Below are 20,882 nucleotides of genomic sequence, written 5' to 3' on the forward strand. Positions count from 1 at the left end.
GCGCGCTCCTACAGAGATTTAGTGCGCTGTGGCCTTAGTGGTGTGCGACGGGCTCGCCGATCTGCTTCGGCGCGACGCGCTCCTGCAGGCGGCTCATGTACAGGTAGATCACCGGTGTGAGGTAGAGCGTCAGGATCTGCGATACCACCAGGCCACCGACAACGGCCAGGCCCAGCGGACGACGGGTTTCTGCGCCTGCACCGATACCGAGCGCGATCGGCAAGGTACCAGCGAACGCCGCCATCGTGGTCATCATGATCGGACGGAAACGCACGCGGCACGCTTCGTAGATCGCATCGAACGGCGTCATCCCCGCATCACGCTGTCGCTCCAGCGCGAAGTCGATCATCATGATCGCGTTCTTCTTCACGATGCCCACGAGCATCACGATGCCGACGAACGCAAACAGATCCAGCGACGCCTGGAAGATCACCAGCGTCAGCAGCGCGCCCACCGCCGCGGCCGGGAGGCCGGAAAGAATCGTGAGCGGATGGATGAAGCTCTCGTACAGGATGCCAAGCACCAGGTAGATCACGAAGACGGCCAACAGCAACAGCAGGCCCATGCCCTTGATCGAATCCTGGAATGCCTGCGCCGTGCCCTGCACGCTACCGCTCAGCGTGGCAGGCAACTTCAGCTCGGTGGTCGCGCGATCGATACTCGCCACCGCATCGCTCAACGACACGCCCGGTGCGAGGTTGAACGAGACGGTCACCGCCGGCAGCTGGCCCTGGTGGTTCACCGTGAGCACCTGCGGTTTGCGCTCGAAACGAGCGACCGTGTTCAACGGTATGAGCTTGCCGGTATCCGAGGTGACGTACAGTTTGGATAGCACCGCAGGATCATCCTGCATACTGCGGTCCACCTGCAGGATCACCCAGTACTGGGTGGCCGAGCCGTAGATCGTGGAAATCTGGTTCTCGCCGAACGCTGTACCAAGCGCGGTCTGCACCTGGTCCATGGTGAGACCCATGGGCGCCAGTTTGTCACGGTTGACCTGCACCACCATGGATGGGCTGTTGAGGTCCAGGTCCGTGGTGACGTCCTGGAAACCCGGTAACTGCTGGAATGCACTGACCAGTTTGCCCGACCACGCATAGAGCGCCTGCAGGTCGGTGGATTGCACCGTGTACTGGTACTGCGCCTTCGACTGGCGGCCGCCCACCTGGATGGCGGGCGGGTTCTGGATGTAGGTGCGGATACCCGGCACCTGGGCAAACTTGTGCCGCAGCTCCTGGATGATTTCGTCCGGCGTCGTGCGCCCGCGCTTGGCCGCAGGGTGCAAGGTAAGCAGGATCGAGCCCGAGTTGATCGTCGCGCGCGCGCCACCGGCGCCCACGCTCGACATGTAACCACTGATGTTTGGATCCTTCCCCGCGATCTCCGCCAGCGCCTGCTGGCGCGCCGACATCGCGGCAAACGAGATATCGGTCGGGCCTTCCGTGGTCACGCGCAACTGCCCGCTATCGCCAGCGGGGATGAAATCCTTCGGCACCACGGCAAACAGCAGACCCGTCGCGGCGAGACTCAGCACAAACACACCCACGACCACGCGCGGATGGCGCATGCACCATGCCAGTGTGCGCGTATAACCGTTGGTGACGGCGCTGAAGCCGGCATCGAACCAGACCACGATGCGGCTGCGCTTGTCATGCGCATGCGCCTTGACGAAACGGCTGCACAGCATCGGCGTCAGCGTGATCGAGACGAAGCCCGAGATAAGGATCGAGACGCTGATCACGACCGCGAATTCATGGAACAGGCGACCGACGATGCCACCCATGAACATCACGGGGATAAATACGGCCACCAGCGACAACGTCATCGAGAAGATGGTGAAGCCGATTTCGCCAGCACCCTTCACAGCGGCATCGAATGGCTTCTCGCCCATTTCGATGTGGCGCATGATGTTTTCGAGCATGACGATCGCATCGTCGACGACGAAACCCACGGCGAGGGTAAGCGCCAGCAGGGATAAGTTATCCAGGCTATATCCCAGCGCGAACATCGCGCCGAACGTACCCAGCACCGAGATCGGCAGCGCCACGGCGGGGATGAGCGTCGCCGAGGCATTCCCCAGGAACAGGTAAATCACCAGCACCACGAGGATGCCGGCGAGGACCAGGGTGAACTGCACATCGTGTACGGAATCGCGGATCGACACCGAGCGGTCGTACAGCACGTTCAACTTGACCGAGGGCGGCAGCGTGGCCTCGAAGCCCGGGAGCAGCGCAAAGATGCGGTCTACTGTTTCAACGGTATTGGCGCCCGGCTGGCGCTGGATCGCCAGGGTGATCGAGCGTTTGCCGTTGAACCAGCTGGCCTTCTGGTCATCCTGCACGCTATCGCGCGGCGTGGCGATATCGGAAAGGCGAATCGGCGCGCCGTTGCGGTAAGCGAGCACCACCTGGTTGTAATCGGCGGCACGCATCAACTGGCCATCCGAGCGGATGGAAAGCAACTGGCGACTGCCGTTGAGCGAACCCGTGGCTTTGTTGACGTTGGCGGCGGCAATCGCGCTGGCCATCTGGTCGACACCGATACCGGTGGCGGCGAGCCGATCCGGATTCACGGCGATACGTACGGCGTATTTCTGCGAACCGTAGACATTGACCTGGGCGACGCCCTCGACCATCGACAGGCGTTGGGCTAGTTCCGTCTCGGCGTAATCATCCACGGTGGAAAGTGGCAACGTGGACGATTGCATGGTGAGGAACAGGATGGGCGCGTCAGCCGGGTTCACCTTGCGATACGTGGGTGGCGTCGGCATGTCCTGAGGCAGCTGGCGCTGGGCGGCGGAGATCGCCGCCTGGACATCCTGCGCCGCGCCATCGATGCTGCGATCGAGCGCAAACGTGATCGTGATCGTCGTCGACCCCAGTGAACTGGATGACGTGAGCGAATCAATGCCGGCGATCGTCGACAGCTGCGCTTCCAGTGGCGTCGCCACCGACGAAGCCATGGTTTCCGGTGACGCGCCGGGCAAGTTCGCGCTGATGTTGATGGTCGGGAAATCGACGTTGGGTAACTCGTTGACCGCGAGCTTCGGGTAGGCCGCGATACCGAAGATCACCAGCGCCGCCATCAGCAGCGTGGTCATCACCGGGCGGCGGATACACAGTTCAGGCAGGTTCACGCCGCAGACCTCCTCAACCCTTGTCGATGCGTACGAGTGCGCCGTCCACCAGGAGCATCTGGCCTTCAGTCACCACGCGCTCGCCCTGGGCGAGACCCTTGTCGATCACCACGCGCGCCGCGGTACCGGCACCGGTGGTGACGCTGCGTTGTTCAACGGTGTGATCGGCCTTGACCACGAACACGAACGTACCCGCGGTGGAGCTCTGCAGTGCGATCACCGGGATGCTCACCGCATCGGTCAGGCGCGTGGTAGGCAGGGTGACTTCGGCGAACTGCCCCGCGGTCAGGCGACCATCGGCGTTGGCGAACCGGCCCTTGAGCACGATGGTACCCGTGGTGGCATCCACCGCGTTATCCACGAATTCCAGTTCACCCTTGAGCGGGCCACCGGTATCGCCAGGAATCTTCGCTTCGACAGGAAGCGAGCCGAGTCGCTGGCTGGCTCGTACGGCCGAGAGGCTATCTTCCGGGATCGAGAAGGCCACGCGGATCGGGTCCACTTCGTTCAATACCACGATATCGGTGGTGTCGGCCGTGAGCGTGGCGCCCGGGTAAGCAAGCGGTGCGCCCGTGATCCCATCGAACGGCGCGCTGATCGTCGTGAAATCGAGCTGGACCTGCGCGGCGCGGGCCGCGGCGCGATCGCTCTCCAGCGCGGCGCGCGCGACACCCAGATTGGCTTTATAGAGATCGAAATCGGCGCGGCTGACGAAGCCCTTGCCTAGCATGTTCTGGTAGCGGGACAGATCGGCTTCGGCCTTGACCAGTTGGGCCTGATCACTCGCGACCTTGCCCTGTGCCTGATCCAGCGCGGCCTTCAGCGGGCGCGGATCCACCTGCGCCAGCAGGTCGCCTTTCTTCACGTGCGCACCCGGTGTGAAGGCGAGTTTCTCCAGCTGGCCGTTCACACGCGAACGGATGTTCACCGTGGAGTACGCCTCGGCGCGGCCGATGACCTTAAGTGAAAGATCGATCTCGCCACGGGTCGCGACAGCGGTTGTCACGGGCGTGCCAGCGGGTGAATGACCCTTGCCCGGCTGCTGTGCATCCTTGCCATCTGCACCGTGGCGCATCACGCCCACAGCTATGGCGGCGAGCGCGATCAATCCGGCGATGAGGAGAAGTTTCTTCCCTGGGGATCGTTGCATGGGGGGCTCCGGCCGAAACCGTTAGGTTCGGTCGCCGCGCCGGGGAGTGCGCGGACATAGGTTTAGTCGAGACATCCATGTAGCTAACGCAGCACAGGGAGCGACGTTGACAGCCGCTCAGCTCTCCTCGGACGGCTCATCCAGTGCCTGGAGGTTTTCCTTGATCCGTTCCAGCACGGCCAGCGCCTTCTCCAGGTCATCCACGGCGATCCCCTGGGTCGAGTCGCGACGCAGGCCACGTGAAATATCTTCCATGTCATCGATGACACTACGGGCCTGCTCCGTATCGTGCAGGCGCCAGGCCCGACGATCCTTGGGATCCGGGCGGCGCTCGACGAAGCCGGCAGCCTGAAGGCGGTCGATGACGCGACCTACGGCGATCGGCTCCATGTCCAGTTGCTCAGCCAATTCATTCTGGCGCATGCCGGGGCGGCGGTGGAGCCACTTCAGGGCACGCCATTGGGCGCGGGTCAGCCCGAATTTCACCGCGCGACGGTCAAAATGCTTCCGGAAAAGCAGGGTGACGTCGTTGAGGAGGTACCCGAACGAGATATCTTCGACTTTGGGCTGATCGGCCATGAATGGGTAGCTGGTCGGCTGTATTTGCGGCGGTAAGCGCATCGTATCCACCTGTGCCTACCCGTCACAAGCGAGAAACGCGCAACCCCCTACCGAGGATAAAGCGGCGGCAGCCCCCCACCATCAACAGGCCGCTCCGGCGCCGCCCAGTCGAACCCCTTGTCGAACGCGGCACCCAGGCCAGCCATGTCGATGCCGCCCTGGCCAAAGCGTGCACGCTGAAGCGCCACAAGGAGATCCCGCTGGTCACCAGGCCGTAGCGCCGCGGCGAGATCGCCCAGGCTACGGACACCCGGGCGCAGGATGCGCGCCCATCCAAGTAAGCGATGCTCGGTGAGCGCGAGGTCGCCGCTGGCGACGGCCCTGAGAAATTCCTCACGGGCCGGGCCCGGGCGTAGGCGCGCCTGCGGCGCTTCGTTCGGCACCTCGGCGATCGGCCGACGACGCCGCCTCGCCCAGACGACCCACCCGACCAGGGTCAACACCCAGAGCAGGGCGACGCCGGCGGCGATGGAACGCCAGGGCGTGCCGCCCGACGTCGATGCCGGCACAGCCGTCGGTGCGGCGTTTGGCACGGACTGGGCCGCCGCCGGAATCGGCGGCGTCACCGTCGCGGAACCGCCAGCGGAGACGGCGATGTCGCGCGCGGGAATGGTTGCCGTTTCCGCCTTATCGGTCGCGACGTTCCACCAGTGCAGCGTGGTCTCGGGGATATGTAACGTACCGGCGCGTGTCGGCACCACCGCGAAGCCCTGCTGGCGGCGTCCCGTGATCCATGGTCCGTTGGTGCTGCTACCCGTCACGGCCTTGTCAGGGTAGACGTCGGCGCCATCGAGTTTCGGCAGGGACAAGGCGGGCAATGCCTCGAACGGCAAACCAACGGCATCGAGGCGCATACCCAGGGTGATCGGCTGGCCGACACGGGCCTTGCCATCGGCAGGGAAGCCCGTGAGCGAAAGGGTGAGGCTGCGGGCGGGCAACCACGCCCCCTCCGGAGCGGCAGCTGGCCGTGCACGCACTTCCACGTGTTCGGGCTGTGCGACCGCGTTCACCGGCTCGCCCGCACCGAAGAAGGAGTTGACGTCGGTCGGATCGACTGCCGTGCCCTGGAAACCTGGCGGTTTGATCTCCAGCGTGCCGGGGTGCTGCGGGATGATCGCGTAGTGCCGTTCCACCACGTTGAAGCGACGGCCGCCACGGACCGACTGGTAATTCGCATCCGACCCGATCCGGCGGATTTCAGCGCCCTCCGCCGAGGGGTCACCGAGCTGTCCGTCAGCGAGGTTCACCGCGAAGTAAAGGCGCAACGTGTAGTCGAACTGCTGGCCGACGTAACCCTGTGCCGGATCGACCTTGCCTTCAAGAACGACAGGCCGGTTCGCGGCATTGGCGGGCGCGCTGCCGGCTGCCTCCACCGTGAGCGTCACGGGCTGCGTCGTCTGGCCACCGATGGTGAGCGCCGGGACGACGATCTGCCCTTCGTGTTTCGGACGGAGCGCCACGCCGAGGATCGTGTGCGCCTCGCGCTTGCCATTGATGATGCTTAGCGAATGGTTGGTGGAGGTACCCAACACGATGAAATCCGCGGCCAGCGGCGAGAGATCGGGGTTACCGAGACTGCCGTCGCCCACCTCGATGTTAAGCGTCACCGTTTCGCCACTGCCTACGCGTGTGCGGTCGAGCGATGCCACGGGCGCGGCAGCCTGCGCGTGCGCAACTGCCACGACCAGTAACAAGGCAAAGGCCAGCCATGCATGGCGCATCATCATTCCTCCGGCTCAGCGCCATGGCGGCGCTGGTATTCGAGCATGAACTTCCGGCGCAGCAAGCCGCCCGGGTCATCGGGCACGCGCATCAGCTGGCGGCGAACATCGGCGGGCAGCTTCGAGGATGCCTCCGATTCGGACAACTGCCCCAGATCATGCTGATCATCCTTGTCGCCCTTCGACGGGTTAGCGAGTGCCGCGTCCATCTTCTGCTTCAGCGCCTGCTGAGCCTGTTCGACCTGCGCCCGCTCCGCGGCTGATTTGGCGTTGGCATCACCCTGGGGTGGCTGCGCCTTACCCGCATCCTTACCCTGGTCCTTGCCTTCACCCTCGCCCGCCTGGCCTGGCGCACCTTGCTGCTCGTTCTGATCCTTGCCACCCGCCGACTGGCCGCCTTGCTGGCCCTTCGACGCGTCATCCTGCTGGCCCTGTTGCCCTTGCTGATCCTTACCCTGGTCGCCAGGCTTCTTGTCGGGCTGGCCATCCTTCTTGCCCTTTGCGCCGTCGTCGTCCTTTTTCTGCTTCTGCTGTTGCTTGACGAAGTCTTCCACGGCTTTGCGGTTCGCGGCCGCGTCGGCGTTTGCCGGGTTTGCCTTCAGTGCGCGATCGTAAGCCGCGATGGCCTCGTCGTACTGCTGCTGTTTGGCGAGCGCATTGCCGAGGTTGTACTGGCCATCGCTGTCGGTCGACGAACGCAGGGCCGCTTCGGCGGCGCCGTAATCTCCGGCGCGATACGCCGCCGCGCCGCGCAGGCCAGCACTCTTCGCGAGAGCCTGGGCTTTCTTCGCATCGCCGCTGGCGAGCGCATCGGCGGCCTGCTGATCGCGCGTGCGAAACACATCCGTCGCCGACGCCGCGTGCGAGGGTGCGACGGGAAGCAACGCAAGCGCCAACACCAGGAGCCAGCCCCTGCGGAAGCCGAGTGCCACCAGAGGTAATAGCGGCAAGAGCAACCATGGGCCACGATCTTCCCAGCGCGCCGTGCCGGTACCGTCTTCCGCACGCGCCTTGCCCGCGTCGTGCAGCGCCGCCGCCATCGCGGTGATATCGGAACGATCATCGGCGGCAACGGCATACGCACCGGAGCCGGCGGCGGCAAGTGCGCGCAGTGCCGCATCATTGCGCGGCGCCATGACAATGCTGCCCTGCTCATCCTTCAGGAACCCACCGTCGTCGGTGGTAATGGGGCCACCGCGTGGCGTCCCGATGCCGAGGACGGATACACGATCCCCCGCGGCCACCGCGCGGCGTGCGGCGGCCTGGGCGCTGGCATCCGCACGATCAGTGACCACGACGATCGAACCGCCGCGGACATCGGCGTGGCGGATGAGCTGCACGGCCTGGTCGATCGCCTTGCCGGCGTCATCGCCTCCGACGGGCATCGTATCCGGCGAAAGTGCGGCCAGCAGGTCATCGACGCTGTGCGCGTCGGTCGTCAACGGCGCCACCGTGAACGACTCACCGGTGTAGGCCACCAGCGCGTTCAGGCCATCGCTGTTGGCCGCGTAAAGCTCGCGCACCTTGTAGCGCGCGCGGCTAAGCCGGTCGGGCACGACATCGCGCGCCAGCATGTGTGGAGACATCGACACCACCACGACTTGCGCGGCGCGCTCGCTGAAGAGTTGTTCGGTGGCGTGGTCCCACGACGGGCCGGCAAGCGCCAGGATGGCAAGCGTCGCCGCGGAAGTAACGGCCCATGCCGGCAAGCGCGATGCCCGCGGCGTGCCATCGAGCAGGTAAGGCAAGAGCGCCGGATCGGCGAGCCGCGACAGCACGCGTACCTCGGGCGATCGACGCAGCATGGCCCACGCCAGCAGGGGTACGATGAGCAACAGCCAGAGCCAATGCGGCTGCAGGAAATGGAAATGTGCCGTCATCGCATTCATGCGGACGCCCTGGTCGGCAGCCACCGCGGCACCAGCGCGATGATGAGCAGCATGAGGCCGGCGAGCAGCGGCCAGCGGAACCATTCGTCACGCGGGCGGAGCGATGCGCCTTGCTGCGGCACGGGCTCAAGCTCATCGATCTGTCGATAGGCCTTGGCCAGCTCATCGGTATCGGTGGCCCGGAAGAACCGACCGCCGGTCTGGTTCGCGATATCGGTGAGCATGCCGACATCCAGGTCGGCGGATGGGTTCTCAATGCGCGAGCCGAAGAAATCCGGCACGCGCATGGCCGTGGCGCCAATGCCGATGGTGTAGACGCGAACACCCGCCGCCTTCGCCGCCCGCGCCGCTTCGCGCGGCGCGATGGAACCGGCATTGTTCACGCCATCGGTCAGCAAGACGAGCACGCGCGCCTGTTGCGGCAGATCCGCGAGTCGCTTGACCGCAACGGCGACGGCATCACCAATGGCTGTCTCGCGACCGGGTAAACCGACGACAGCGTCGTGAAGCTGCGAACGCACGGCATCCAGGTCGTACGTGAGCGGCGTGACGAGGTAAGCCTGCGACCCGAACAGGACAAGGCCGAGCTCGTCACCTGCACGCCGGTCGATGAAGTCGCCGGCGATCGCCTCGACCGCGGCGAAACGCGTGACCTGGCGGCCCGCGAGCTGCATGTCATCGAGCGACATGCTCCCGGACAGATCGACGGCGAGCATCGTGGCGCGCCCGCTGCGTTTCTGCGGCTCGGGCGGTCCCAGGTGCTGGGGCCGCGCAGCGGCGGTGACCAGGCAGATCCAGGCGAGCACCATCAGCGCGGAGGCGGCGAACGACGCACGATTGGCCGAAGCCGGCATCAGCGTGATGCCGGGCTGTGGCAGGTTCAACGCCTGGGCGGGACGCAGCGGGGGCAGCAAACGGCGCATCACCCACGGCAGCGGTAGCGCGAGAAACAACCAGGGCCATGCGAATTCAGGGAGCGACATGCGCCCTCCCCGTGCCGCGCGCGGCGGGTCGTGAAAGCACGTCACGGACCCATCCATCGACATCCATCGCGACAGCATCGACATCCAGCGGAGCCCGCGGGCGATACATTACTTCGCCGAGCACCACCAGGCGCGATACATCGCGCTTCGGCGCCATGGCTGCCAGCGCATCGCGCCAGGCCCGCGCGGAAAGCGTGACGCTGCCGGGATCCCGCGTCCGCGCCACACGGCGCAATAGCTCATGCGCACTCGCGGCAAACGCCGCGTTATCACCATCATCGGCATGCCGGGTGCGTGCCAGCCGCAGTCCGGCAAGCACACCATCGATGTAGCGGCGACGGTGCACCCGCCGGCGCCACGACCACAGCAGCACGATCAACCCCGCGACGAGCAGGGCGGCCAGGATCCACCAGCCGGGGGCGAGCGGCCACCACGACACGTGGGGCACATGAATATCGCGCAGTTCGGGTCCTGGTTGCGGCATCAGCGTCCCCTCGATGGACCGAGCAGATCGACGACGGCATCCAGTGGATCCGCTGACGTATCCAACATGCGATGGCGAAGGCCCAACTGGCTCGCGAGCGCAGCGAGGCGGTGCCGCCCATCGCCGAGCGCGCGGGCAAACTCCACGCGCTGGCGCTCGCCATGCAGCGCGATGTCGTAATGGACGCCCTGGTGTGAGAACGGATAACGCCCCGGCGGCGGCTCCGCCATTTCCAGCGGGTCGGCGACCGTCACGATCCGCACTTCGGCTTTGCCGACGAGCCCGAGCATGCGGCCGTGCGCCGCATCGTCGACGGCGAATCCATCGCTGACCAGCAACACGCGTGATGCGCCGTGCATGAGCCGGCCAGCGCGCTGAAGTGCCGCGGAGAGGCTTTCATCGCTACCCGGTGACATGGCATCCCAGGTCGCCAGCGCACCGCACACGGCCAGCGCGCCGCGCGGGCCACCCTGGGGGCGCAGCAGGTGACGCTGGCCGCCAAAGGCAAGCACACCGACACGATCGCCGCCGCGCATGGCGTACCAGGCAGCCATGGCGGCAACCCGTGCAGCCTGTACGGATTTGAAGCGCGTGCGCGTACCGAAGCGCATGCTGGCGTTTGTGTCCAATAACACCAGCAAGCGGCCTTCGCGCTCCTCCTGGAAGAGTTTGGTATGGGCGACGCCGCTGCGCGCCGTCAGGCGCCAATCCATGCGGCGCACATCATCGCCGGCCTGGTATACACGCGATTCGGCGTAATCCATGCCACGGCCGTGCAAGCGCCCCGGTCGCTGGCCGCTACGCGGTGCGCGCGATACCACGGGTGGGGGCGGCGCGCGCATGACCCGCGAGCGCAGCGCGAGCAGTTCGGGCAACGCGACGTTTACGCGGGCATCCACGACGTGGGGAACGGCACTCACGGCAGCGGCACGAGATCCAGCAGGCGGTCGATGATCGTATCCGAGCGCACGCCTTCGGCTTCCGCCTCATAGCTGGGCAGGACGCGGTGGCGGAGCACTTCGTGCGCGATGGCGTGGACATCTTCCGGCAGTGCGTAGTCACGGCCAGCCAGCCACGCCCGGGCACGCGCGCAACGATCGAGCGCGATCGTGGCGCGCGGGCTCGCCCCCCACGCGATCCAACGGGCCAGTTCCGGGCCGTAGCGACCCGCCTCGCGCGTCGCGACCACGAGTTGGGTGATGTAGAGCTCCAGCGGTGCCGCGACATGCACGGCGAGCACAGCATCACGTGCGGCGAAGACATCGGCGGGACGCAACACATGCGCCGGGGGCGGTGCCGGGTGCATCGATTCGCGCGCCTGCTCACGGGCAAGGCGGAGGATGGCCAGTTCGGCGTCCGCATCGGGGTAGCCGATGGTCACATGCATGAGGAACCGATCGAGCTGGGCCTCGGGCAGCGCGAACGTGCCTTCCTGCTCGATCGGGTTCTGGGTGGCCATGACCATGAAGAGGTCGGGCAACGGCCAGGTGCGCCGGCCGATCGTAATCTGCCGCTCCGCCATGGCTTCGAGCAGTGCCGACTGCACCTTGGCCGGTGCGCGGTTGATTTCATCGGCTAGCACGATGTTGTGGAACAGCGGGCCACGTTCGAATTCAAAGGTGCCGGTCTGCGGCCGGAAGATATCGGTGCCGGTCAGGTCGGCCGGGAGCAGGTCAGGGGTGAACTGTACGCGGTGGAAGTCCGCTTCCACGCGGGTCGCCAGGGCCTTGATCGCCGTCGTCTTGGCGAGGCCCGGGGCGCCCTCCACCAGCAGGTGGCCGTCAGCCAGCAGGGCGATCAACAGGCATTCCACCAGGTGGGGCTGGCCAATGATGCCGCGGGTGAGCTCACCCCGCAGGCGGACGAAGGCCTCCTGCAAGGGCGTCGTGGCGGCGGGCAAGGTCTCGGGCATGGCGGTGGCTCGTAAAAGCGGACGACAGGCCCGATGAGACCACAGCGACGCCCTAAAGTTTAGGGCCGGAAGTTGGGGACAAAAAAAGGGCGGCCCTGAAAGGACCGCCCCTGGGTACCGTTTATGTCGCGCTTTTTCCTGTTACTGCAAGGTGTTGCTCAGGATGCGCGGCGTCACGAAGATCAGCAGTTCGGCCTTGTCGTTCTGCCGCGAGGTATTGCGGAATAGGACACCGATACCGGGGATATCGCCGAGGCCCGGCACCTTCTTGGTGGTGTTGGCCTTGGTGATCTCATAGATGCCACCCAGGACCACCGTCTGCCCGTTATCCACCAGCACCGAGGTGTTGATCTCGCGGGTATCGATCGAGGGGACGAAGCCACCACCCGGCGACGGCGTGTTGCCGGCGAGGGCGTCCTTCTTCACGTTGATCTTCAGGTAGACGCGGCTGTCAGCGGTAATCGTCGGCGTCACGCGGAGTTCGAGCACGGCATCCTTGAACTGGACCGTGGCGTTCTGCGCGCCGCCGCCCGAGCCCGAGGCCTGGTAGGTGACGTAGCCGATCTCGGTACCCTGCTTGATCACGGCTTCCTGCTGGTTGGCCGTGATGACGCGCGGGCTGGAGATCACTTCGCTGCGACCTTCGGTCTGGGCGGCCGAGAGTTCCAGGTCGACCAGGTAGTTCGAGCCGAGGATCGCGAGGCCGAGGCTGCCAGCCGGGTTGGACACCGGCAGGTTGACGTTATAACCACCCGGGTAGGTGATCGTCGTCGGCGTCGTCGACGTCGAATGGTTGGCGTTCCAGATCTGCGTGGCCAGGCCTGCCGTACCCTGGTTCGGCGCGGAGCCGCTGGTCAGGTCGGGCGTGGTGCTAATCACCTGGCCGCTCGGATTGGTCCGGTTCGCCTGCACACCCCAGCGCACGCCGAGATCGCGGGTGAAGGTATCGGTGGCCACGACGATGCGCGACTCGATCAGCACCTGCTGGACGGGGCGATCGAGCGTGCCGATCAGTTCACGCAGGTCACGGATCTTGTCCGGCGTATCGTTGATCAGCAGGGTGTTGGTACGGTCATCGAACGAAACACTGCCGCGCGTGGAAAGGAAGCCACGCGAACCGCCACCGGTGTTGCCGCCGCCACCGGTACTGGTCATGGCGCCCGAGGTCAGCAGCTTGGCAATGTCTTCCGCCTTGCCGTAGCTGATCGGGACGTAGTCGGCGACCAGTTCCGCATTGTCTTCAGCCTTCTGGCGTGCATCCGCGAGGCTCTGCTCGTAGGTCGCCAGCTCCTGCTGAGGAGCGATCCAGATCACGTTGCCGCTGCGACGCTTATCCAGGCCCTTGGCGCGCAGGATCACGTCGAGCGCCTGGTCCCAGGGCGTGTTCACAAGGCGGAGGGTGACGCTGCCACCCACGCTATCGGAGGCCACGAGGTTGAGCTTGGCTTCGTCAGCGATGAGCTGCAGCGCCGAACGCACCGGGATGTCCTGGAAGTTGAAGGTGAGGCGCGAACCCGAATAGGTCGGTTCCTGACCCTTCGCTGCCTTGCCCGTCAGCACGGCCGCCTTCTTCGGGGCGACCTCGACCACGTATTCGGTCCCGCTCTGGTAAGCCGACACATCGGTCTCACCCTTGGTGCGGATTTCCATGCGCGTGCCACCCGGCACGGACGATGACTGGATCGACTGCACCGGGGTGGCGAAGTCGAGGACATCGAGGCGCTGTGCGAGCTTGGTGGGCAAGGTGGCACCGGTAAAGCTGACAATGACGCGGTCAGCTTCACGACGCATTTCCGGCGTAGCGCCTTCGCTACCAAGCGTGACGATGACCCGGCCCTGGCCGTTGTCACCGCGGCGGAAGTCGATGTTCGACAGCGGCGTGCCTGCCGAGGACGGCAGTGCCTTGGTCGGGTCGGAAGCGATCGCCGTGGTGGTGGTGGCGCCAGTCGGACCGTTGTTCACGGTGACGATCAGGTTGTTACCTTCGACCCGAGTCTTGTAGGCCGAATCCCGGAAGAGCTCCACGGTGACGCGGGTGCGCGCACCCGCCGAGACCACGGAGACACCGGAGGTCGAACCCTTGCCGACATCCAGGTGGCGCGTCGAGAACGCGTTGGTGGTGTCCGGCAGGTCGATCGCGATGCGCGGGGGGTTCGTGGTCGTAAAGACCTTCGGCTCCGGCGCATGGCCCGAGAAGGCGAGCGTCAGCTCGACGCGGCCGCCAGGCTGGGCGTCATAGGTGACGTTCTTGAGCGCCGTTTCGGCCGCCGCGGTACCGGCGAACCCGCAGGCCGCGATGAGCGCGACCGCAAGGGTCCAGCGTCGCGTGCGATGGCGCGCGCTACCCGGCAGATGAGTGGAATTGGTCGTCATGTGCTTCATCCCCGAGTTCTTATTTGTCGCCGACCGCGATGCTTGCCGGACGCTCCATCCAGCCGCCGGTGCCATTCGACACCAGTTCGACCAGATCGATGCGGTCTTCCCCCACGGCCGTGACGCGGCCGTACGACTGCCCCATGTACTCATTGCGATGGACCCGATGGATCACCCCGCCTGGATCCTTCACGAGCGCCTCCAGGCTTGATCCAGCACCTACCGTGCCAACCATCTTCAACGTATCCAGGGAGAACATTTCCAGCGGTTCCTTCGGGCGATTCTCGTCCGGGCGTGGGCCGTTGGATGCCGAGCTCTCCATTTCCGCCGTGCTCGGGCTGAATGGATCGCGGGCGGTCTGGTCCTGGTAAGCGAACGTTTCGAAGGTGCGAATCACCGGCAACGGCGGGATCGGTTCGCCCTTCTTGTGCTTCTCGGCGTCGACCCACTCACGCAGGTCGGACTGGCCTTTGGTGCAGCCGGCCAGCGCGACAAGCGCGAGGCTGGCCGCCGCGAGGCGGAGATGACGGGCGCTGGTCACTTGGCACCCCCTGCGGTCTTGGAGTTCTGCTGGGCCGCAGTCTCGTCATCTTCGAGGTAGCGGTAGGTCTTGACGGTTCCCTGCAGTACAAGCTGCCCGGAATTGGCGCCCTTCGCGCCCTCCTTTGGCTTCAGAGAAACGTCGTGAAGTGTCAGGATCACGACGCGGGGCAGCGATGCCACGCCGCTGATGAACGTACCGAACTGGTGGTACGTACCGACCATGCGCAGCGTGATCGGCTTCTCGGCGTAGAAGTCTTTCGGTGTTTCCGGGCCAGGCTGGAACAGATCGGATTCCAGGCCGGCGGCAAGCGCTGTCTGCGAGATATCGATCAGCAGCTCGGGCATTTCCGTCTTGCTGGGCAGCTGGCGGAGTAGCTGGCGCAACATATCCTGCATCTCGGATAGTTGCTGCTCCAGCGCTTCGAGATTGGCAGACTTGGCCTGCTTCTGGGAGAACTCGCCCTTCAGCGACTCTTCCTTCGACTCGGCATTAGCCAGCTCATCCTGCTGCGAACTGATTTCGAAGTACCAACCCGCACCCGCGACGACGACGAACACCAGGCCGGTAAAGAACATCTTTACCGTCTTTGGCCAGCCACCGACGTTGTTACGATCGAGGTTGCGCAGATCGTCAAGGAAACTCATGGCTTGGCTCCTGCCGGGGCGGCTGCGGCAGTCGCCGGTGCCGCGGCGGCCGGGGCGGGAGCGGCACCTGGCTGCGCCGTCGCGGCGGGCGCACCCGTCACGGCGTTCGCGGCATGGGCGAGCGGTGCCGGTACGGCAGGCGCAGCGCCTGCGGTGGCAGGCGGCGTCGCCACCGTCGAAGACGATACAGGCGCATCGGCGCTGGGCGTATTCAGCTTGACGTCGAGGCCGAACGAATACGGCATGCGCGAATCGTCATGCGTGTTCTCGGTCTTGCGCAGATCGGCGTGACCCATCCAGGGCGACACTTCGATGTTGCGCATGTACTCGGCCACGCTGGAGTTCGACTGGGCCACACCATCGAGCGACATGGAATCACCCGACTGCTTCATCGAGCCCAGGCGCGCGCTGGCCGGGATGGTCTTCACCAGTTCGTCGAACAGGTGGACCATCTGCGAACGATTCGCCTGCAGCTGTTCAATGATCTGCTTGCGCTGGAGCAGGCCGGCGCGAACCTTTTCCAGATCCTTGATCTTGGCGATGCGGTCATCGAGCTGCTTGATCTCGCCTTGTAGGTAGGTATTGCGATCGTTCTGGTTATCGATGCGCGCACCCATCCAGTACGACCAGCCAATCAGCACCACCAGGGCTGCCGCAAATGCGACGCCGAGCTGCATGTAGAACTCGCGCTCACGTTGCTTGCGGCGCTCGGCACGCCAGGGAAGTAGGTTAATCCGTGCCATCAGTCGAAGCTCCGCATGGCCAGGCCGACGGCGATCATCAGCGCGGGGGCATCCTGGGCGAGGGTCTGGGCCTGGACCTTGCTGGACAGGGACATGCGGGCCAGCGGGTTGGCGACCACACAGGGCACGCCCAACTGCTGCTCGAGGATCTCGGTGATGCCTTCGATCGACGCACAACCACCGGCCAATACGACCTGGTCGACGCGGCTGTATTCGCTGCCGGCGAAGAAGAACTGGAGGAGACGGCTGACCTGCTGGACCAGCGACTCCTTGAACGGCTCCAGGGCTTCCATTTCGTAGGACTCGGGCAGGCCACCCTTGCGCTTGGCCCGACCGGCTTCCTCGTAGGAGAGGCCGTAGCGACGCATGATCTCGTCGGTGAGCTGCTTGCCGCCGAAGACCTGTTCGCGGGAATAGATCGTCCGCTGGTTCTTCAACACCGCGAGGGTCGTCATGGTAGCGCCGATATCGACCACGGCCACGAGGGCATCGCGGGAGACCGCCAACTGGTCCGCGACCATGGCGAAGGCGTTTTCCATGGCGAACGCTTCGACGTCGATGACCCGGGCCGTCAGGCCACCCAGGTCAAGTGCGGCAATGCGCATATCGACATTTTCCGTGCGCGAGGCGGCCAGGAGGATGTTATTCATCTCCGGGTTATCGCGAACAGCGCCCATCACCTCGAAATCGAGACTAACTTCCTCGATCGGGTAGGGAATGTACTGGTTGGCCTCGACCTGGATCTGACCCTCGAGATCGTCCTCGGAGAGGTCGGCCGACATGGGTATGATCCGGGTAATAACCGCCGACCCTGCGACTGCCGCGGCGGCGTGCTTTACCTTGGCTCCGGAACGGGCCAGGGCGCGGCGTATAGCTTCGCCAACCGCCTCGACCTCGACGATGTTCTTTTCGACGACGGCATTGGGCGGCAACGGCTCCACGGCATAGTGTTCGACGCGATAGCGCCCACCTGCCTCGCTGAGCTGCAGCAGCTTTACTGCGGTCGAACTGATGTCGACACCGATCAACGGCGCCGCCTTGGGTGTAAAGAGCCCCACTGTGTCCCCCTTCCCCGCGCCTTGTCGGAATTTGGTCTTCGGCGCGAAGGCATTAGATCTAAAACTTAACGGATAAGCAACGGCCTATCCGGGCCCTTATCGGCACTATTTCACAAATCCTGACGCTGGGTTAGCGCCACCCCTTCAGACCGGGTCGAACCCCGCCTACCCCTCCCCGGGGATGGGTAGGCTCTATACTCCGCCTCGACCTAGATGGCGGTGACCCCTCCCCTTCATGCGAATCCTCAAGCGTCTGCTGCGTTACGCGCTGTACCTTGCCCTGGCCGGCATCCTGTTCGTCGCGGGCGCCATTGGCGTCGCCTACTGGCTATTGGCCCCCCGCCTGCCTTCGGTGGCGGTCCTGCGCGACTACCATATGCAGGTTCCCCTACGCGTCATGAGCGCCGACGACAAGCTGATCGCGTCGTTCGGCGAGACCCGACGCATGCCGGTGCGCATCGCCGACGTGCCCGCACGCCTCAAGAATGCTGTCTTATCGGCAGAGGATGGCGATTTCTATAGCCACCCCGGCATCGACTGGCACGGTATCGCCCGCGCCGGTATCCACGTCATTGTCTCCGGCGGCGACAAGGGACCGGGCGGTTCAACCATTACGCAGCAGGTCGCCCGCAACTTCTTCCTCAGTCCGGAGAAGCTGTATTCGCGCAAACTGACGGAAATGTTCATCGCTCTGAGGATGGAGAATGAGCTGACCAAGGACCAGATCCTGGAGCTTTACCTCAACAAGATGTTCCTGGGCCACCGTTCGTACGGTGTCGCAGCCGCCGCCTCGTATTACTACGGCAAGACCCTTGACCAGCTCACCGTGGCCCAGTGCGCCACTATCGCCTCGACGTTCCAGCTGCCATCGGTGGTTAACCCGCTGAATAACCCAAAGCGCATGATCGCGCGACGTGACTGGGTGCTGGGCCAGATGCTTGCCAATCGCTTCATCACGCAGGCGGAGCACGACGAGGCAGTGAAGGAGCCGAACGACGCCTTCCCGCATGAACAGCAGATCGAAGTGGATGCGCCGTACCTGGCCGAAATGGTGCGTCAGCAGACCCTCGAGAAGCTGGGCAACGATGCTCTCACTGAAGGCTATGTCGTCCATACCACGGTGCCGAGCGAGAGCCAGGCCGCCGCGAACGATGCGCTGCGCGGCCGCCTCTCTGCTTACGACCGCCGCCATGGCTACCGTGGCCCCGAGGGCCATGAGGAACTGCCGGCGGGCGCGGGCCCCGAAGATTTCGATCGCGTTCTCGCCGGCTACACGCCGGTCGCGGGCATGATGCCCGCCATCGTCACGGCGACCGGTGCCAAGGAGGCCACGGTGTACCTCAACGCGAAGGAATCGGCGACGCTCAGCCTTGAGTCCATCGCGTGGGCCCGCCCCTACGTCAACGAGGGCCACGCCGGTGCCACGCCCACGCGCGTGGACGCGGTGCTCAAGCGCGGCGACGTCATCCGCATGATCCGTAGTGAAAAGGACGATATCTCCGAGGATGCGAAAGCCTCGGATACCGCCGCGACCACGACCGAGGGCAAGCCAGAGTCGAACAAGGGCCCCTGGCGTCTTACCCAGATCCCGGCGGTGCAGGCCGCACTGGTCTCGGTCGATCCGGAAGATGGCGCGGTACGCGCCCTGGTGGGCGGCTTCAGCTTCGCGCGCTCCAAGTTCAACCGCGCCGTCATGGCCGCGCGCCAGCCCGGCTCCAGCTTCAAGCCTTACTTGTATTCATCGGCGTTCGAGCGCGGCTTCACACCGGCATCCATCGTCAACGACGCGCCCGTCGCCTTCCCGGATCCGAGCCGCCCCGATGGCGTCTGGACCCCGGCGAATGACGACAACAAGTTCAGCGGCCCGATGCGCCTGCGCGAAGCGTTGGTCCAGTCGAAGAACCTGGTATCGGTACGCCTGCTCGATGCGATCGGCGTTCGCTACGCGCGTGAATACATGACGCGCTTCGGCTTCACGCCCGATGCGCTGCCGCAGAACCTGTCGCTCGCCCTGGGCACCGCGTCGGTATCACCCATGAGCATGGCGCGCGGCTATGCCGTGTTCGCCAACGGCGGCTACCTGATCACGCCGTACTTCATCTCGCGCATCGACGACCGCGACGGCAACCCCGTTTACGTCGCCAACCCGGAACGCGCCTGCGCGGATTGCCAGGAGCGCCTGCTCAACCCGACGCCACCCGGTGTGCCGAACCAGCCCAGCACCGCCGCGATCCCGGCGAAGCCGGCTTCTTCGGCAAGCGCGGGCATCGCAGCCACAGGGGATGCCGTACTCCCGGCGGATGCGCACGACAACACGTCGCAGGCACCCAAGCTCGCACCGCATGTCATCGACGTACGCAACGACTACCTCGTCACCTCGCTGATGCAAGACGTGATCAAGCGCGGTACCGGCTCGGCGGCACGCGCCCTTGGCCGCGACGACCTCGCTGGCAAGACCGGCTCGACCAATGACCACCGCGATGCCTGGTTCGTGGGCTTCAACGGTGATGTATCGACGGCCGTGTGGGTCGGCTTCGACGACTTCAGTTCGCTCGGCCGCGGCGAGTTTGGCGCCAAGGCGGCGCTGCCCATCTGGATGGACTACATGGGCGCCGTGCTGAAGGACAAGCCATCACATACCCTGGCCATGCCGCCGGGTATCGCCACCGTACAGATCGACCCGGCATCAGGCCTGCCCTCACCCGGCGGCATGAACGAGATCATGAAGGTGGAGGATGTCGACCGCCTCCGCGAACAGGCACAGCAGAAACAACAGGAGGAACAGCAGGACCACGCCTACGACATCTTCTGACGCGCGGCACGGCAGTACGCCGTGCGTCCATTGGCAACTCTTATCACCATACGGGGGTGAGTCATGGCACGAGGCGAACACCACAGGATCCATGCCCAGGACCGGACGCAGCGTAACCGCGTCCTTGTCGCCCAGGAGGCGGCGCGCCTGATGAGCGAGCATGGGATTCGTGACTTCCACCACGCGAAAGTGAAAGCCGCCGAGCGGCTTGGCATCGTCGACACGCAGGCCCTGCCCCGCAACCAGGAAATCGAAGAGGCGCTGCGTGAACACCAGCGCATCTTCCACGGCGACACGCAGCCACACTTGCTGCGCGCACGCCGCGAGGCCGCGATCGAGGCCATGCGCTTCCTACGCAGTTTTGATTCGAGGTTGGTCGGTGCGGTGCTGGAAGGCACGGCCGATGAACACTCCGCTGTATGCCTGCATGTCTACAGCGATGATCCTGAAGCACCGGGGCTATTCCTGCAGGAACAAGGCATCCCGCTAGAAACCCAGACCCGTCGCCTGCGCTGGCCGGGGAACGAACAGAGTGAACACACCGTGCTGCTGTTCGGCGCGGATGGTATTCCGTTCGATATCACGGTGCTTCCACTGGATGCGTTGCGCCAGGCCCCACTCGACCGAGTCGACGAACGGCCGATGCGACGCGCGACGCGCGCGATGGTCCAGGAACTACTGGCCGAAGAAGACATCGCTGCCTTCAACAGCTAGAAAGCCCCTGTAGGAGCGCGCTTGCGCGCGACGGGTCTTGCGGCGGGCACCCATCGCGCGCAAGCGCGCTCCTACAAAGAACCAAAAAAAGCCCGCTT

The 20,882-nt window shown here is 65.1% G+C and carries 16 protein-coding genes; 2 read left to right on the forward strand and 14 right to left on the reverse strand.

Annotation, left to right across the window (positions count from 1 at the left end):
* Nucleotides 1–34: 34 nt before the first annotated feature.
* From VGN46_RS11780 to VGN46_RS11845, 14 genes are all read right to left on the reverse strand, one after another.
* Nucleotides 35–3,136 (reverse strand): efflux RND transporter permease subunit, encoded by a 3,102-nt coding sequence (locus VGN46_RS11780; protein WP_331643880.1) that lies wholly within the window; start codon nucleotides 3,134–3,136, stop codon nucleotides 35–37.
* A gap of 13 nt (nucleotides 3,137–3,149) precedes the next feature.
* Nucleotides 3,150–4,286: an efflux RND transporter periplasmic adaptor subunit gene (locus VGN46_RS11785; RefSeq protein ID WP_331643881.1), complete on the reverse strand. Its 1,137-nt coding sequence runs from the start codon at nucleotides 4,284–4,286 to the stop codon at nucleotides 3,150–3,152.
* Nucleotides 4,287–4,403: 117 nt separating this feature from the next.
* The gene (locus VGN46_RS11790) at nucleotides 4,404–4,865 is read right to left on the reverse strand and encodes a MarR family transcriptional regulator (RefSeq protein WP_331643882.1); all 462 of its coding nucleotides are present in this window, start codon (nucleotides 4,863–4,865) and stop codon (nucleotides 4,404–4,406) included.
* An 89-nt stretch (nucleotides 4,866–4,954) separates the two neighbouring features.
* Entirely contained in the window at nucleotides 4,955–6,628 is a 1,674-nt protein-coding gene (locus VGN46_RS11795; protein ID WP_331643883.1) for a BatD family protein, read from the reverse strand.
* Between the two features lie 2 nt (nucleotides 6,629–6,630).
* Nucleotides 6,631–8,517: a VWA domain-containing protein gene (locus VGN46_RS11800; RefSeq protein WP_331643884.1), complete on the reverse strand. Its 1,887-nt coding sequence runs from the start codon at nucleotides 8,515–8,517 to the stop codon at nucleotides 6,631–6,633.
* Nucleotides 8,514–9,500 (reverse strand): VWA domain-containing protein, encoded by a 987-nt coding sequence (locus VGN46_RS11805; protein WP_331643885.1) that lies wholly within the window; start codon nucleotides 9,498–9,500, stop codon nucleotides 8,514–8,516. Before VGN46_RS11805 ends, VGN46_RS11800 begins: the two co-directional genes overlap by 4 nt.
* The gene (locus VGN46_RS11810) at nucleotides 9,487–9,984 is read right to left on the reverse strand and encodes a DUF4381 domain-containing protein (protein WP_331643886.1); all 498 of its coding nucleotides are present in this window, start codon (nucleotides 9,982–9,984) and stop codon (nucleotides 9,487–9,489) included. Before VGN46_RS11810 ends, VGN46_RS11805 begins: the two co-directional genes overlap by 14 nt.
* Entirely contained in the window at nucleotides 9,984–10,904 is a 921-nt protein-coding gene (locus VGN46_RS11815) for a DUF58 domain-containing protein (protein WP_331643887.1), read from the reverse strand. The genes VGN46_RS11810 and VGN46_RS11815 overlap by 1 nt, the downstream gene beginning before the upstream one ends.
* On the reverse strand, nucleotides 10,901–11,896 hold the full coding sequence (locus tag VGN46_RS11820) for a MoxR family ATPase (RefSeq protein ID WP_331643888.1): 996 nt from the start codon (nucleotides 11,894–11,896) through the stop codon (nucleotides 10,901–10,903). The genes VGN46_RS11815 and VGN46_RS11820 overlap by 4 nt, the downstream gene beginning before the upstream one ends.
* A 141-nt stretch (nucleotides 11,897–12,037) precedes the next feature.
* Complete coding sequence (gene pilQ / locus VGN46_RS11825; RefSeq protein WP_331643889.1) at nucleotides 12,038–14,269, reverse strand: type IV pilus secretin PilQ; 2,232 nt, start codon at nucleotides 14,267–14,269, stop codon at nucleotides 12,038–12,040.
* A gap of 19 nt (nucleotides 14,270–14,288) precedes the next feature.
* A complete protein-coding gene (locus VGN46_RS11830) occupies nucleotides 14,289–14,810 on the reverse strand; it encodes a pilus assembly protein PilP (protein WP_331643890.1) in 522 nt (173 codons plus the stop codon).
* Nucleotides 14,807–15,457 (reverse strand): type 4a pilus biogenesis protein PilO, encoded by a 651-nt coding sequence (locus tag VGN46_RS11835; protein ID WP_331643891.1) that lies wholly within the window; start codon nucleotides 15,455–15,457, stop codon nucleotides 14,807–14,809. The genes VGN46_RS11830 and VGN46_RS11835 overlap by 4 nt, the downstream gene beginning before the upstream one ends.
* Entirely contained in the window at nucleotides 15,454–16,200 is a 747-nt protein-coding gene (locus tag VGN46_RS11840) for a PilN domain-containing protein (protein WP_331643892.1), read from the reverse strand. The genes VGN46_RS11835 and VGN46_RS11840 overlap by 4 nt, the downstream gene beginning before the upstream one ends.
* The gene (locus VGN46_RS11845) at nucleotides 16,200–17,258 is read right to left on the reverse strand and encodes a pilus assembly protein PilM (protein WP_331643893.1); all 1,059 of its coding nucleotides are present in this window, start codon (nucleotides 17,256–17,258) and stop codon (nucleotides 16,200–16,202) included. The genes VGN46_RS11840 and VGN46_RS11845 overlap by 1 nt, the downstream gene beginning before the upstream one ends.
* 235 nt (nucleotides 17,259–17,493) lie before the next feature.
* Between VGN46_RS11845 and VGN46_RS11850 the strand changes: the two genes are divergently transcribed.
* Nucleotides 17,494–20,070 carry a penicillin-binding protein 1A gene (locus VGN46_RS11850; protein WP_331643894.1) on the forward strand — a complete coding sequence of 859 codons (2,577 nt, stop codon included), beginning with the start codon at nucleotides 17,494–17,496 and terminating at the stop codon, nucleotides 20,068–20,070.
* A gap of 63 nt (nucleotides 20,071–20,133) precedes the next feature.
* Nucleotides 20,134–20,784, forward strand: coding sequence for a hypothetical protein (locus tag VGN46_RS11855; RefSeq protein WP_331643895.1), 651 nt, complete (start codon nucleotides 20,134–20,136; stop codon nucleotides 20,782–20,784).
* Nucleotides 20,785–20,882: the final 98 nt, after the last annotated feature.

This window comes from Luteibacter sp. (assembly GCF_036500425.1).
Lineage (GTDB): Bacteria > Pseudomonadota > Gammaproteobacteria > Xanthomonadales > Rhodanobacteraceae > Luteibacter.